General features: G+C 56.8%; 14 protein-coding genes. 10 read left to right on the top strand and 4 right to left on the bottom strand.

Features of this window, described 5'->3' with window-relative positions; genetic code table 11:
• Positions 1 to 237 precede the first annotated feature (237 nt).
• Positions 238 to 867, top strand: coding sequence for a MarC family protein (locus FS819_RS07470; protein WP_156547718.1), 630 nt, complete (start codon positions 238 to 240; stop codon positions 865 to 867).
• Between the two features lie 204 nt (positions 868 to 1,071).
• Here the strand turns inward: FS819_RS07470 and FS819_RS07465 are convergent, their stop codons facing one another.
• Entirely contained in the window at positions 1,072 to 1,599 is a 528-nt protein-coding gene (locus FS819_RS07465) for a single-stranded DNA-binding protein (RefSeq protein WP_156547719.1), read from the bottom strand.
• A 280-nt stretch (positions 1,600 to 1,879) separates the two neighbouring features.
• On the opposite strand from FS819_RS07465, the gene uvrA reads away from it, so the two are divergent.
• Genes uvrA through FS819_RS07450 form a run of 3 tightly spaced genes read left to right on the top strand, consistent with a single transcriptional unit; the run spans position 1,880 to position 6,173 of the window.
• Positions 1,880 to 4,801 carry an excinuclease ABC subunit UvrA gene (gene uvrA / locus FS819_RS07460; RefSeq protein ID WP_156547720.1) on the top strand — a complete coding sequence of 974 codons (2,922 nt, stop codon included), beginning with the start codon at positions 1,880 to 1,882 and terminating at the stop codon, positions 4,799 to 4,801.
• 21 nt (positions 4,802 to 4,822) lie between these two features.
• Positions 4,823 to 5,626, top strand: coding sequence for a DUF72 domain-containing protein (locus tag FS819_RS07455; RefSeq protein WP_156547721.1), 804 nt, complete (start codon positions 4,823 to 4,825; stop codon positions 5,624 to 5,626).
• Positions 5,508 to 6,173: a GNAT family N-acetyltransferase gene (locus FS819_RS07450; RefSeq protein ID WP_234624414.1), complete on the top strand. Its 666-nt coding sequence runs from the start codon at positions 5,508 to 5,510 to the stop codon at positions 6,171 to 6,173. Before FS819_RS07455 ends, FS819_RS07450 begins: the two co-directional genes overlap by 119 nt.
• On the opposite strand, the gene FS819_RS07445 is transcribed toward FS819_RS07450, so the two are convergent.
• Positions 6,170 to 7,651: an NAD(P)H-hydrate dehydratase gene (locus tag FS819_RS07445; RefSeq protein WP_156547723.1), complete on the bottom strand. Its 1,482-nt coding sequence runs from the start codon at positions 7,649 to 7,651 to the stop codon at positions 6,170 to 6,172. The genes FS819_RS07450 and FS819_RS07445 overlap by 4 nt on opposite strands.
• 336 nt (positions 7,652 to 7,987) lie before the next feature.
• Here FS819_RS07445 and FS819_RS07440 point away from each other — a divergent pair, with 336 nt between their 5' ends.
• The 3 genes from FS819_RS07440 to hspQ all read left to right on the top strand — a co-directional run bounded on the left by FS819_RS07440 (position 7,988) and on the right by hspQ (position 10,315).
• Positions 7,988 to 8,326, top strand: a complete 339-nt coding sequence (locus tag FS819_RS07440) for a P-II family nitrogen regulator (RefSeq protein WP_015916113.1) — start codon at positions 7,988 to 7,990, stop codon at positions 8,324 to 8,326.
• Positions 8,327 to 8,387: 61 nt separating this feature from the next.
• Complete coding sequence (gene glnA, locus FS819_RS07435) at positions 8,388 to 9,797, top strand: type I glutamate--ammonia ligase (protein ID WP_070164765.1); 1,410 nt, start codon at positions 8,388 to 8,390, stop codon at positions 9,795 to 9,797.
• A 188-nt stretch (positions 9,798 to 9,985) separates the two neighbouring features.
• Positions 9,986 to 10,315, top strand: coding sequence for a heat shock protein HspQ (gene hspQ / locus FS819_RS07430; RefSeq protein ID WP_041697996.1), 330 nt, complete (start codon positions 9,986 to 9,988; stop codon positions 10,313 to 10,315).
• 81 nt (positions 10,316 to 10,396) lie between these two features.
• Here hspQ and FS819_RS07425 read toward each other — a convergent pair whose 3' ends face one another.
• On the bottom strand, positions 10,397 to 11,032 hold the full coding sequence (locus FS819_RS07425; protein WP_015916110.1) for an invasion associated locus B family protein: 636 nt from the start codon (positions 11,030 to 11,032) through the stop codon (positions 10,397 to 10,399).
• Positions 11,033 to 11,157: 125 nt separating this feature from the next.
• Positions 11,158 to 11,310: a hypothetical protein gene (locus tag FS819_RS07420; protein ID WP_156547724.1), complete on the bottom strand. Its 153-nt coding sequence runs from the start codon at positions 11,308 to 11,310 to the stop codon at positions 11,158 to 11,160.
• Between the two features lie 72 nt (positions 11,311 to 11,382).
• On the opposite strand from FS819_RS07420, the gene FS819_RS07415 reads away from it, so the two are divergent.
• The 3 genes from FS819_RS07415 to FS819_RS07405 all read left to right on the top strand — a co-directional run bounded on the left by FS819_RS07415 (position 11,383) and on the right by FS819_RS07405 (position 14,967).
• Positions 11,383 to 13,203, top strand: coding sequence for an extracellular solute-binding protein (locus FS819_RS07415; RefSeq protein ID WP_409050041.1), 1,821 nt, complete (start codon positions 11,383 to 11,385; stop codon positions 13,201 to 13,203).
• A gap of 75 nt (positions 13,204 to 13,278) precedes the next feature.
• Positions 13,279 to 13,950, top strand: coding sequence for a DsbA family oxidoreductase (locus FS819_RS07410; protein ID WP_156547726.1), 672 nt, complete (start codon positions 13,279 to 13,281; stop codon positions 13,948 to 13,950).
• A 93-nt stretch (positions 13,951 to 14,043) separates the two neighbouring features.
• Positions 14,044 to 14,967 (top strand): DMT family transporter, encoded by a 924-nt coding sequence (locus tag FS819_RS07405; protein WP_234624413.1) that lies wholly within the window; start codon positions 14,044 to 14,046, stop codon positions 14,965 to 14,967.
• Positions 14,968 to 14,989: the final 22 nt, after the last annotated feature.

Below are 14,989 nucleotides of genomic sequence, written 5' to 3'. Positions count from 1 at the left end.
GGAAAGCCCCTTTCCGCGCCAATTTGCTGGGAGGTTTTGAACAGGCTTTTGCGGCTATGACAAGGCATTTCTTGAGCCCTGGGCTGCTATCTGCCCGAATGACCGCCACTGGTGGCTTGACCTTGCCTCCACGCGCCGGAAATCACTCTCCAACGGCCAGGATATGGTAGAAGAACCATCGCGCCCCAGTTTCGCGCAATCTGCGGTCTTTATCCAACCAGAAACAGGAGAACATCAATGACCAATGTCGAACTTCTCCTCAATGCCTTTACCACCCTGTTGGTGACGCTTGACCCGCCGGGTCTAGCTCCGCTTTTTCTCGGACTGACCCGTGGCATGACCCGGCAGCAACGCAAGCAGGTGGCACTGCGCGGCACGGTTATCGCCTTTGGCATTCTGGCGGTCTTTGCGGTTTTCGGCGCCAGCCTTCTTGAAGGGCTTGGCATTTCGATGGGCGCGTTCCGCATCGCCGGTGGCCTTTTGCTGTTTGCCATCGCCTTCGAAATGATTTTCGAGAAACGTCACGAGCGCAAGGAAAAGACATCGGAAGACGCGATTACCCGCGATCACATGCACCATATCGCGGTTTTCCCGCTTGCCCTGCCGCTGATTGCTGGCCCTGGGGCCATTTCTGCCACCATCCTGCTGGCCAGCTCCCTGCCGAGCCCGGTCGAGCGCACAGAACTGATCCTGGTTCTCGCACTCTGCATCGGCATCGTGCTGTTGGCGCTTGTGATCGCAGATCGGCTTGACCGGTTTTTAGGGGTGACGGGTCGGGCGATCCTGACACGCCTGCTCGGCGTCATACTGGCCGCGCTCTCCGTGCAATTCGTCGTTGACGGCATCAAGTCGGCATTTCACCTCTGATACCAAAGCTCTGGCATGCTGACGCATCCTCGCCTTGATGGTATTGCAAATATCTCAAATGCATCAATCGCTTGAGATATTTGCAAAAAAAATACGAAGTGTCATCTTCAATGACTCTTCGTATGAGACCCTCAATCATAAAGAAAAAGACGCATCCCAATGAGGATGCGCCTGAACCGAAGAACTCCGGCTGAACGTCGCAAATCAGAACGGAATATCATCATCCATATCGCGCGAGAATCCGCCCGATGGCGCACTGGCGCCACGGCCGCCGGACGAAGCGCCGCCGCTGCGGGCCGGGGCCGAGCCGTAGTCGTCGTAGCCACCGCCGCCGCCGAAATCGCTGCCGCCACGGGCAGCACCGCCGCCTGCCCCATCGCCACGACCGCCAAGCATGGTCAGGGTCGAATTGAAGCCCTGGAGGACGATTTCCGTCGAGTAACGGTCATTGCCGTTCTGGTCCTGCCATTTGCGGGTCTGAAGCTGGCCCTCGATATAAACAGTCGCGCCCTTCTTCAGATATTGTTCGGCCACCTTGCAGAGACCTTCATTGAAGATCACCACGCTATGCCATTCAGTCTTTTCCTTGCGCTCGCCGGAATTACGGTCGCGCCAGGATTCGGACGTGGCGATGCGCAGGTTGGCAATCGGCTTACCGTCCTGGGTACGGCGAATTTCCGGGTCGGCGCCCAGATTGCCGATCAATATAACCTTGTTGACGCTTCCAGCCATGATACTCACCTCGCTGCCACCATGGGGCGGCTTACAAATCCAATCAATTTTAACCTTATCCTATCCCTGTCGATTAAGGGCAGGCAGATCACCTGTAATCCACAGCGAAGAATCTAAACCAAAAAATGTTCTTTATTTGTTCTAATAAATTTGTATGATGCCGTCAACTCTATCGGAATCGAACGCATAATCGACCCACCCGTCTCGACAGGACGGCAGCAGTGACTAAATAAGGAGCGGCATTCCCGCCTGCGGCTCTTGTCCCAAACCGAGTTTTGTTATGAGCGAATTGAAGACGATTTCCATCCGTGGTGCGCGCGAGCACAATCTCAAGGGCATCGACCTTGACCTGCCGCGCAACAGCCTGATCGTGATGACCGGCCTTTCCGGCTCGGGAAAGTCGTCGCTGGCCTTCGATACGATCTATGCCGAGGGCCAGCGCCGCTACGTCGAAAGCTTGTCGGCCTATGCCCGGCAGTTCCTGGAGATGATGCAGAAGCCCGACGTGGACCTGATCGAAGGCCTGTCGCCTGCAATCTCCATCGAGCAAAAGACCACCTCGCGCAATCCGCGCTCGACGGTCGGGACAGTCACCGAAATCTACGACTACATGCGCCTGCTGTTTGCCCGCGTTGGCGTGCCCTATTCGCCAGCCACCGGCCTGCCGATCGAGAGCCAGACCGTTAGCCAGATGGTTGACCGTGTTCTGGCCTTTGAGGAAGGGACGCGGCTTTATATTCTTGCGCCTCTGATCCGGGGCCGCAAGGGCGAGTATAAGAAAGAACTCGCCGAGCTGATGAAGAAGGGCTTCCAGCGCGTCAAGATCGATGGCCAGTTCTATGAAATCGCCGAGGCACCCACCCTCGACAAGAAATACAAGCACGATATCGATATCGTGGTTGACCGTGTTGTGGTGCGGGCCGACATGGCCTCGCGGCTGGCCGACAGCCTGGAAACCTGCCTTCGCCTTGCCGATGGGCTGGCGGTCGCCGAATTTGCCGACAAGCCCCTGCCGGCCAATGAAACATCGGCTGGCGGCTCCGCCAATAAATCGTTGAACGAGACCCATGAGCGGGTGCTGTTTTCGGAAAAATTCGCCTGCCCGGTCTCCGGCTTTACCATTCCGGAAATCGAGCCACGGCTGTTCTCTTTCAACAATCCGTTCGGCGCTTGCCCAACCTGCGACGGCCTCGGTTTCCAGCAGAAGATCGATGAAGCGCTGATCATTCCCGAAGCCGACAAGCGGTTGAAGGATGGCGCGATTGCACCTTGGGCGAAATCCAGCTCGCCTTATTACGACCAGACCCTTGAAGGTCTTGGCAAGGCTTTTGGCTTCAAGCTGACCAGCAAATGGTCTGAGCTGAGCGCGGAGGCGCAGAAATCCATCCTGCACGGCACGGAAGAAAAGATCGAGTTTCACTACGCCGACGGCGCACGCTCCTATAGCGCGACAAAGACCTTCGAAGGCATCGTGCCAAACCTGGAGCGCCGCTGGAAGGAAACCGATAGCGCCTGGGCGCGGGAAGAAATCGAGCGCTACATGTCCGCTGCGCCCTGCCCTGCCTGCAAAGGTTTCAGGCTGAAACCCGAAGCGCTGGCGGTGAAAATCAACGGCCTGCATATCGGTCAGGTAACGGAAATGTCGATCCGGGTTGCCGGTGGCTGGTTCGAGACCCTGCCTGGTCTGCTTACCGACAAGCAGAACGAAATCGCCGTTCGTATTCTCAAGGAAATCCGCGAGCGCCTGAGCTTCCTCAACGATGTCGGGCTGGACTATCTCAGCCTGTCGCGCAACTCCGGCACTCTGTCAGGCGGAGAAAGCCAGCGTATCCGGCTTGCCTCACAGATCGGTTCAGGCCTGACCGGCGTACTTTATGTGCTGGATGAACCTTCGATTGGCCTGCATCAGCGCGACAATGCCCGGCTTCTCGATACGCTCAAACACCTGCGCGATATCGGCAATACGGTAATCGTCGTCGAGCATGACGAGGACGCCATTCTGGCTGCCGATTATGTGGTCGATATCGGGCCTGCGGCAGGCATTCATGGTGGCCAGGTGATCGCCAAGGGCAGTCCGCAGGACATCATGGCCAATGACAAGTCACTGACCGGCAAATACCTGACCGGTGAACTCGGCGTTAAAGTACCGCCGGCGCGGCGCAAGCCCAAGAAGGGCCAGCAGATCAAGGTGATCGGCGCCCGGGGCAACAATCTGAAGAATGTCACAGCGGCCATTCCGCTTGGCGTGTTTACCGCCGTTACCGGCGTTTCCGGCGGCGGCAAGTCAACCTTCCTGATCGAGACATTATATAAGGCCGCAGCACGACGGGTGATGGGCGCACGCGAAAACCCGGCCGATCACGATCGGATCGATGGTTTTGAATTCATCGATAAGGTGATTGATATCGACCAGTCGCCGATTGGCCGCACGCCGCGCTCCAACCCTGCCACCTATACCGGCGCGTTTACCCCGATCCGCGACTGGTTTTCCGGTCTGCCGGAGGCCAAGGCGCGCGGTTATCAGCCCGGCCGCTTTTCCTTCAACGTCAAGGGCGGACGTTGTGAAGCCTGCCAGGGCGATGGTGTCATCAAGATCGAAATGCATTTCCTACCGGATGTCTATGTCACCTGCGACGTCTGCCACGGTAAGCGCTATAATCGCGAAACGCTTGATGTGACCTTCAAAACCAAGTCGATTGCCGACGTGCTGGACATGACGGTCGAGGAAGGTGTCGAGTTTTTCTCGGCAGTACCTGCGGTGCGCGACAAGCTGCAAGCGCTGTTTGATGTCGGCCTTGGCTATATCAAGGTCGGGCAACAGGCCAATACACTGTCGGGCGGCGAAGCCCAGCGCATCAAGCTTGCCAAGGAACTCTCGAAGAAATCAACGGGCCGCACGCTGTATATTCTGGACGAGCCGACCACCGGACTGCATTTTCATGACGTCGCCAAGCTCTTGGAAATGCTTCAGGAACTGGTCGATCAGGGCAATTCAGTCGTGGTCATCGAGCACAATCTCGAAGTGATCAAGACTGCCGATCACATCATCGATTTCGGCCCCGAAGGCGGCGATGGCGGCGGCCAGATCGTCGCCCAAGGCACGCCGGAAGAGATCGTCAAGGTTGAGGCGTCCTACACCGGCCACTTCCTCAGGGAGTTGCTGGAGCGCCGTCCGATGAAGAAGCCGCAGGCCGCAGAGTAGCGATCAACAAGGAGTGGGCAGATGACCGCAGGCACAATCCGTACCGGCATCGGCGGTTGGACTTTCGAACCTTGGGAAGGCACGTTCTATCCTGAAAAGCTGCCGAAGAAGCGGCAGCTGGAACATGCAAGCCGCCAGCTCACGGCCATTGAAGTCAACGGCACCTATTATTCCAGCCAGAAGCCGGAGACCTTCGCCAAATGGGCTAAAGAAGTTCCGGAGGATTTCATCTTTTCGCTGAAAGCCAGCCGTTATTGTACCAATCGCAAGATCCTGGCCGAGGCCGGTCCATCTATCGAAAAGTTCCTGAACCAGGGTATCGCGGAACTGGGTCACCATCTTGGCCCTATTCTCTGGCAATTCATGGCAACGAAAAAGTTCGAGCCTGACGATTTCGAGGGGTTTCTGTCGCTCCTGCCGAAAACCCTTGATGGATTGGCGCTGCGGCATGTGGTCGAGCCACGCCATCCCTCGTTCCAGACACCTGATTTCATCACCATGCTGGAGCGGCATGGCGTGGCCGCAGTCTGTGCTGATCACCACGATTACCCGATGTTTGCCGATGTCAATGCGGATTTCGTCTATGCCCGGCTGCAAAAGGGAACAGATGAGATAAAGACCTGCTATCCTGAAACCCAGGTAAAGGACTGGGCAAAGCGGTTTTCCACCTATGCTGAAGGCGGTATGCCGCAGGATTTGCCGTTGATTGCGCCGCAACGGATTGCGGATAAAAAGCCACGCGATGTCTTTGCGTTTTTCATCACGGGCGGCAAGGTCAATGCACCGAATGGCGCGCAATTGCTTCAGAAAGCGCTATCGAACTGAAGGTCTGATGATGACGACACCCATCGGCGACCCTGCTGATACGAGCCATATCGGTCCCGCGACGAGGCAGCATTTTCGCAGTTTGCGAGATGTGGAATTGGCTTCGTTCGAAACCCTTCGGGCTGCTGGGGCCGTAACAGGCGACCCTGTTGCAAGCCGCGACGAGGAATTGCGGGTTTATCTCGATGCCGGTATGCTTCTGGCAGCTTTCGATGGAGCGGAAAGTCCGGTCGGATATGCTGGTGGCTATGTCAGCGAAGGCTGGTTGCACATAGGAGAAGCAGATGTTCATCCGCAATGGCAGCGGCGGGGAAATGGGCGGCGACTGATAAATGCTTTGCTTAATGAAGGACGGACCAGACATCTCGTGGGTTCGACGCTGACAACAGATCGTTTCGCGCCTTTCAACGCGCCCTTTTATTCCTCTCTTGGGTTTCAAGCCGTCGAGGGGGATGCCTGCCCTATGCGCCTGAAAAAGATCCTTGCAGCAGAAGCGGCTAAAGGCCTCAATCCAATTCGCCGTGTCGCCATGATGCTGGCGTTTTAACCTTGGCGAAAGGGCCGCACAGCCGCCGCCAGATCCTCCGCCGTCAGTCCCTCGCCGACCTTTGCGCCCGTTTCAGCATGGAGCCAGACGCCTGCGGCTGCCGCCTCAAAAGCCGGAACGCCTTGCGCCAATAGTCCGCCGATGATCCCGGCCAACACATCGCCGGAACCGGCTGTGGCAAGCCACGGAGGCGCATTTTCGTTGATCATCGCCCGACCATCAGGGGCGGCAATCACGGTGTCAGCACCTTTGTACACCACGGCCGCATTGGCTTTTCTGGCAGCGGCCTGGGCTTTTTCGACTTTGCCCAACATCTTGTCACCGGCAATATCGGCAAACAGCCGAGCGAATTCGCCCTCATGCGGCGTCAGAACCAAGCGGGCTTCATTGCCGGAAAATGCGTTGAACAGTTCGTCTGGTTGGTCCCTGAACGATGAAATACCATCAGCATCGAGAACCAGTCTGCGTTTGACCAGCGAGAGGGTAAATGCCCTCGCCTTTTCGCCAATCCCGAAACCGGGTCCGAGCACGAAGGCGCTCATCCGCTGGTCGGTCAGATAGTCTTCAAGGTCGTCAAGATCATCGACGGTCTTCACCATTACGGCTGTGGTCTGGGCGGCGTTGACAAGAACGGCACAGGCCGGTGAGGCCAAAGTCACCAGACCCGCTCCGGCCTTCAATCCGGCCATGGCGGACAGCCGGGCGGCGCCTGTTGCGCTGGTGCGGCCGGAAAATACCGTGAGATGGCCCCGGGTGAATTTATGGCTGGCGCCGGAGATTTTTGGCAGGAGATGCGCCCATAAATCGGGATGATTGACGGTAACCTCGCCTTGATGTCGATCAACGATGCGACGCGGAATGCCAATGTCGTAGATCTCCACTGCGCCGCAGAGTGACCGTCCCGGCAGCAGCACATGTCCCGGCTTTCGTGCCATGAATGTTACCGTATGGACCGCCTGAAACGCCACCGGAAGGGGCTGGCCCGTGCGACCATCGACACCAGAGGGCAGATCGACCGCCAGAACAGGAACACCGGCCTGGTTGACCCGCTCGATCAGCACCAACACCGGCGAAGGCAGGTCGCGCGCCAAGCCCGCACCGAACAGCGCATCCACCACCAGGTCGCCCTCTTGTGGATCATAGAGCGCCAGCGGTTCGGCCTTGCCCTGGTAGTCGGCATAAGCCAGAGCGGCATCTCCCTTCAGCTCTTTCGGTTCGCCCAGACAAAAGACCTGAACAGAAACGCCTGATGCCCGCAGCGCCTCAGCCGCGACATAGCCATCACCGCCATTATTTCCTGGCCCACACAGGATAGCCACCCTCAGCGCCTTTGGAAAAAGCCGGAGTGCCGCTGCCGCCACGGCAGAACCGGCTTTGCGCATCAGCCCATAACTATCGATGCCCGAGTCGGCCGCATCGTGGTCCACCAACGCCATGGACGAGGGAGAAATCAGGTGATGAAAAGATGTTTGCATCATGCAAATATCAAATCGAAAGCCGAACCAAACGGCAATGGCGTTGAGGAAATTAATATTGGATATTTATTGTGCATTTGCCTATCGAAACAGCATGAATTTATGCAAAAAATCTGCGCAAATCATAAAATCAGCAAAAAATTCAATCTGACTAATTCTCACAAAAAATAGGCACTTAGCTCTGGTGTTTTGCCCGGGTTTAGGCAAAACTGTTTCGGCAATGCGGGTGATTTTCTGTTTTTTTCGCAATTCGCGGACCAAATTGGCACGGTAAGTGCATCAACGCAGGGCAAACAGGTGTTACCTGCATCAATGAGGGAAGCGGAGAGAAATTTTCTCATGAAAAAGATCGAAGCGATCATAAAGCCTTTCAAGCTGGACGAAGTGAAGGAAGCCCTTCAGGAAGTAGGATTGCAAGGCATAACGGTCACGGAAGCCAAGGGATTTGGGCGGCAAAAGGGCCATACGGAGCTGTATCGCGGCGCCGAATACGTGGTCGACTTCCTGCCGAAAGTGAAGGTTGAAGTCGTGCTGGCCGATGAAAACGTCGAGGCAGTCATCGACGCGATCCGCAATGCCGCGCAGACGGGGCGCATTGGCGATGGAAAAATTTTCGTTTCCAACGTCGAGGAAGTCGTCCGGATCAGAACCGGCGAAACCGGCGTCGACGCCATTTGAATGCGGCCCGGCTGAGGGAGGTCGGGTCTTATAATCGTCATCAAATCGAGGAACAAACCTAATGACGACCGCACAGGATATTCTTAAACAAATCAAAGACAACGACGTAAAATTTGTCGATCTCAGATTCACCGACCCCAAGGGCAAGCTGCAGCATGTCACCATGGACATCGTCTGTGTCGATGAAGACATGTTCGCCGATGGCGTCATGTTCGACGGCTCCTCCATCGCAGGCTGGAAGGCGATCAACGAATCCGACATGGTGCTGATGCCGGACGTGGAAACGGTGCATATGGACCCGTTCTTCGCCCAGTCGACCATGGTCATTCTCTGCGATATTCTCGATCCGGTTTCCGGTGAAGCCTATAACCGCGATCCGCGCGGCACGGCCAAGAAGGCAGAAGCCTATCTCAAGGCGTCGGGTATCGGCGACACGGCGTTTTTTGGCCCGGAAGCTGAATTCTTCATTTTCGATGACGTGAAATACAAGGCTGATCCTTACAATACCGGCTTCAAGCTCGATTCCACCGAATTGCCGTCCAACGACGATACCGACTATGAAACCGGCAATCTCGGCCACCGTCCGCGCGTCAAGGGCGGCTATTTCCCGGTTCCGCCGATCGACAGCTGCCAGGACATGCGCTCGGAAATGCTGACGGTTCTGTCCGAAATGGGCGTGACCGTCGAAAAGCACCACCACGAAGTCGCCGCTGCCCAGCACGAGCTTGGCATCAAGTTCGATACGCTGGTGCGCAACGCCGACAAAATGCAGATCTATAAATATGTCGTGCATCAGGTTGCCAATGCCTATGGCAAGACCGCAACCTTCATGCCGAAGCCAATCTTCGGTGACAACGGCTCGGGCATGCATGTGCACCAGTCGATCTGGAAGGATGGCAAGCCAACCTTCGCCGGTGACGAATATGCCGGTCTGTCGGAAAGCTGCCTCTACTACATCGGCGGCATCATCAAGCATGCCAAGGCATTGAATGCCTTCACCAACCCCTCGACCAATTCCTACAAGCGTCTGGTGCCTGGCTATGAAGCACCGGTTCTGCTGGCCTATTCCGCCCGCAACCGTTCTGCCTCCTGCCGCATCCCGTTCGGCTCCAATCCGAAGGCAAAGCGCGTCGAAGTCCGCTTCCCTGACCCGACCGCCAACCCCTATCTCGGTTTTGCCGCCATGCTGATGGCTGGTCTCGATGGCATCAAGAACAAGATCCATCCTGGCAAGGCTATGGACAAGGATCTCTATGATCTGCCGCCGAAGGAATTGAAGAAGATCCCGACGGTCTGCGCTAGCTTGCGCGAAGCGCTGGAAAGCCTCGACAAGGATCGCAAGTTCCTGACCGCGGGCGGCGTCTTCGACGACGACCAGATCGACGCCTTCATCGACATCAAGATGCAGGAAGTCATGCGTTACGACATGACGCCTCATCCGGTGGAATACGACATGTACTACTCGGTCTGATCCGATCGACACCAAAGCCGGCAGCAACCCTGCCGGCTTTTTTATTGCAGTATCATTGGTATTTTTTGCAATTGCACATCTTGTTAAACCGGGCGGCCATGCCTCAGCCGTTTTGTGACAAAACCATGTCGAGGCCCTTGATGTTCGTTGTCCCGTTTCCCAAATATTTGACGAAAGGAAACAAAGCCATGAAACAACGCAACGCAAAGTTTGGAATCGGTGACATTGTTCGTCACAAGGTATTTCCGTTTCGCGGCGTCGTTTTCGACGTCGATCCGGAATTTGCCAATACGGAAGAATGGTGGAATGCGATCCCCGCAGAATTGCGGCCCAGCAAGGATCAGCCCTTCTATCACCTGCTGGCTGAAAATGCCGAGACGGAATATGTCGCCTATGTCTCCGAGCAAAATCTGGAGACAGACGAAAGCGGCGAGCCGCTGCGCAATCCGCATATCAACCAGATCTTCGTGGAAGAGCAGGCCGGTCATTACAAGCCGCGGATGAATTTGGCTCACTGATCGGCTGACATTATCTCCTATAAAAAAAGCCCCGGTCGCTAAACGACCGGGGCTTTTTCAATGAAGCAAAGGAATAACCGATTATTTGGTTTCCTTAGCGGCCTTCTGGGCGTCTTCCAGAGCCTTCTGCGATTCTTCGTTCTTCTTCTGCATGGCTTCTTCCAGCAGACGCTGGCGCTCCTGCGCCTGGGACTGGGTGATAGCCGGGCCATCGTAGGAACCGGTAAAGCCATCCAGCGAAATCTTGATCGGGTTTGGAACGCGGCGGAAGTTCATCGAGGTGAACACCACGTCATGGCCCTTCTTCAGGCTGGCAATCATCGCGTCCGTCAGCGGAATTTCAGCTGTGCAACGGTCCGGGAAGCAGACGGCGTAATCGATCTTCTGGCCCTTGCCGCCGTCGATCTGCAGAACGACGCCCGGAGGGACGAGCCGTGCGGAAGGCACGGAAACCTGCATCAGCTTGCGGTTCATCTTGCCTTCGATGGAGATGATCGCCACGGCGATAATCATCTGGCGGTTCTGTGCGACCTGAATGTTCTGCACCGTGCAGATATCGTTGTCTTCCTGCTTGGCGCAGGTCTTGAACCAACCCTGCGGCGGCAAGCCGGCATCGCCAGCGGGCTGCTGCTGGGCAAAGGATGCGCCAGCAAAGCCAGTGGAGAGAACGAGAGCGGAGAGTGCCGCACGCGCGGTTTTGGCTGCTGTAAACGTCATAACGAGATCCGTCTCCTGAAAACTTTTGTCGAACCGAAGTTCTCACCCGATTAGATCGGCCTATTCGTTCATCCCCTGGGTTTTAAATGAGGCAAATAGATGACCCGATGTGTGTGGTGATCCTGTTACAGCGCATCGCCGCGAATATCCAGTGCTTCTTTGGTGTTTGCGAAAGATGCGTCCAATTTATGGAACGATTGAGCGCGCGCGCCATTTGTTTTACTGGACAATTTCACCCATTCACTTACATGGCGCTTCCATAGCAGGAATTGTGCCATAGCGGTTGGCTTTCCGGCAGTTCGTGATAATTTGCCGCGAAATTAAAAATACTGATCTCGAGAGGAAATGGTTTGCGGCGTCTTTTGTCGACCCTGCTGGTCCTGCCGTTCTGCGGCTTGTTTGCCGCATCGGCTACCTTGGCCGAGCCCGTCAATGCCATATCCATGTATGGCAAACCCGCCCTGCCCGCCGATTACAAGCACCTGCCTTACGTCAACCCTGACGTAAAGAAGGGCGGTCGGATCTCTTACGGCGTGGTCGGCACGTTCGACAGTTTCAACCCCTTTGTCATCAAGGGCATGCGCACAACGGCGCGCGGCATCTGGGACCCGGAATACGGCAACCTGTTTTACGAAACGCTGATGACGCGCTCGGCCGGCGAACCCTACACGCTCTACGGTCTTCTGGCGCAAAGCGTTGAGTGGGACGATGCCCGCAGCTTCATCCAGTTCAACCTCAACCCAAAGGCCCGCTGGCACGATGGCCAGCCGGTGACGCCGGATGACGTGATTTTCACGTTCCAGATCCTCCAGCAGAAAGGCCGTTCGCCTTTCGACAAGCGGTTGAACGGCGTTGCCAAGATGGAAAAGGTTGGCGAGCATAGCGTTCGCTTCACCTTCAACGACAAGGCTGACCGGGAAATTCCGCTGCTTCTGGCCTATGCAACGCCAATCCTGCCAAAGCATGCCATCGATCCGGATCGTTTCGAACAATCGTCGCTGAATGTGCCTGTTGGCTCCGGCCCCTATAAGATCAAGGATATCCGCCCCGGCGAGCGGATTACCTATCAGCGCGATCCGAATTATTGGGGCAAGGATCTTCCCTCGAAGGTGGGTTTCGATAATTACGACGAAGTCAGCGTAACCTATTTCTTGCAGGACAGCACGCTGTTCGAAGCCTTCAAGAAGGGTGAGATCGATCTTTACCCTGATGGTGATTCGGCCCATTGGCTGCGGGCCTATAATTTTCCCGCAGCGGTGAATGGCGATGTTGTGCGCGAAACCTTTACCCCGCAAAAACCGACGGGCATGCTGGGCTTCGTGTTCAACACCCGCCGCCCGATCTTTGCCGATGTGAAGGTGCGCGAGGCGCTGACGCTCGCCTTCGACTTCGAGTGGGTCAACAAGAACATCTACGGCAACGCTTTCAAGCGAATCCAGAGTTACTGGCAGAATTCGCCGCTCGGCGCCTTTGGCCATGCCGCTGACGACCGCGAACTGGCAATCCTTGGTAATGCGCGCAACACGATTGCCCCGGAAATCCTGGCGGGTACCTATACATTGCCGATTTCCGATGGTTCAGGCGCCGACCGTAATATTCTGCGCCAGGCCGTCGCGCTGCTCAGTCAGGCTGGCTATTCGATCAATGATGGTAAAATGGTCGATGCCCAGGGCAAGCCACTGTCCTTCGAGGTGATGACCCAGAATGCCGGCCAGGAGAAAATGGCGCTTGCCTATCAGCGCACCTTGCGGCTGATCGGCATCGGCATGACCATCCGGACGGTGGATGACGCGCAATATCAGGCGCGCTCCAACAGCTTCGATTATGACATGGTCGTCATGGCCTATCCCTCGACGCTGGCTCCCGGTATTGAACAATTCAACCGCTGGGGCTCCGTTGCCCGGGATCGGCAGAGCAGTTTCAATTATGCCGGGGTGGCCAATCCGGATATCGACCGGGTGTTGAACACCATGGTCAATGCCAGAAGCCTGGAGGACTATCAGGCCAGCGTGCGGGCCCTCGATCGCCTTCTGGTGGCGGGGCATTATGTGGTGCCACTCTATTATAATGGCGAGCAATGGCTGGCGCGCTGGAAGCGCATCGCAAGGCCTGAGCAGGTGCCGATGCTGGGCTATCAACTCCCCACCTGGTGGGATGCCAGGGCGCAATGAATTCAACCACCGTGCGCTGATTGCGCACGGATCTGCGGCGTGTCATCGCTGCCGAATACCGATGGAGACCCTTTCATGCAACGCATTACCATCGATCTCGTGTCCGATGTCGTCTGCCCGTGGTGCTATCTGGGCAAGGCCCGGCTGGACCTGGCCATTGCCGAGGTGCAGGACACTGTCAGTATCGACGTCAACTGGCGCCCCTACCGGCTCAATCCGGACTATCCGCCCGAAGGCGTTGATCAGCAAGCGGAACTCACCAAGAAGTTTGGCGGCAAGGAAAACATGGACCGCAGCCTTCAGAAATTGGCCGAGCTTGGCCGCGAGGTTGGCATTGCCTTCAATTTCGATGCGGTCAAGATCGGTCCCAATACGCTGGATGCGCATCGACTGATCCATTGGGCCGGACTGGAGAGCCGTGAGGCGCAGAGTGCCGTGGTTTCTAGCCTGTTCAAGGCATTTTTTGAGGATGGTCGCAATATCGGCGACCACGCGGTCCTGCTGGATATCACCCAGGAGGCAGGGCTGGACCGAAAGGTGATGCAGGCCCTGCTGGCAGGTGATGCCGATAAGGACATGGTGATCGATGAAATCGACGCCGCCCAGAAAATGGGGGTCAATGGCGTGCCTTTCTTCATCATCGACCAGAAATATGCCGTGAGTGGCGCCCAGCCGACTGACGTTCTGGCCAATGCCCTGCGCGACATCGCCGCTGAAAAGGCAGTCGAACAGTCGAAACTGAATTGACGCAACGCAATATCGGCCATACTCACGAGAGGCCCCCTGCCGGTGGAAAACGGATGACGGATTTCCCCGGCCAAGCTCCAGGACGACCCGCTCGTGACCTCCGATACGACACCTCGCGGCCTTGCGCTCGCTTTTGCGGCCTTTGCGGCCTTCGCCATCAGTGATGCATCGGTCAAACTTGTGGATGGCCGAATCAGTCCGTTCGAATCAGCCTTCTTCGGATCGCTGTTCGGTCTGGCTGCCCTGCCCTTTCTACTGAAGCGCGGCGATGCGCTGACGGATGTGTTCAGGACCTCCAACCTGAAGCTCTGGCTGCTGCGCTTCTTCGCGTCAGGCACCAGTGCCATTGGCGCTGTGACCGCCTTCACCCATCTGTCGATGGCGGAAGCCTTCTGTCTGATTTTCCTTTTGCCCTGCTTCGTCACCATCATGTCGGTGGTGTTCCTCAAGGAACAGGTCGGCATGCGCCGCTGGAGCGCCGTCATCATCGGTTTTATCGGCGTGCTGGTGGTGTTACGGCCCGGCTTCAGAGAATTGTCGATCGGCCATCTCGGCGCTGTCATCGGCGGGTTGGGTGGGGCGATTTCCATCGTCGTCTACCGCGCCATCGGCCCGCGCGAAAAATCCACATCGCTCTACGGCGCCGGCGCCTTCGGCACCATCATTATTTCCGGCATCGCCATGCTGCCCGCCTTCTCCTGGCCGCAGGGAACGGACTGGTTGCTTTTGCTCAGCTACGGCCTGTTTGCCGCCCTTGCCACTGTGCTGATGATGCTGGCGACCCGCTTTGCTCCAGCCGCCGTGCTGGGGCCTGCACAATATAGCCAGATGCTCTGGGCCATCCTGTTCGGCTACCTGATTTTCGGCGACCATGTCGATATGCCCATGCTGGTCGGCATCACCCTGATCATCGGCTCCGGCCTGATTACCCTGATGCGGGAGAGAACCAAGGGCGTTCCCCTCCCACCCGCCGTCGCCTCCGGCCCGCAGGCCAGCCTGGCGGTGGAGGACGAGTAATGCTGCATTGCTGTCGTTCTAC

Origin of the sequence: Allorhizobium sp. Av2 (assembly GCF_021462805.2) — a bacterium.
Lineage (GTDB): Bacteria > Pseudomonadota > Alphaproteobacteria > Rhizobiales > Rhizobiaceae > Allorhizobium > Allorhizobium vitis_G.
The sequence above is the reverse complement of the archived record's forward strand: the minus strand, read 5'-3'. Positions and strand labels throughout refer to the sequence as shown.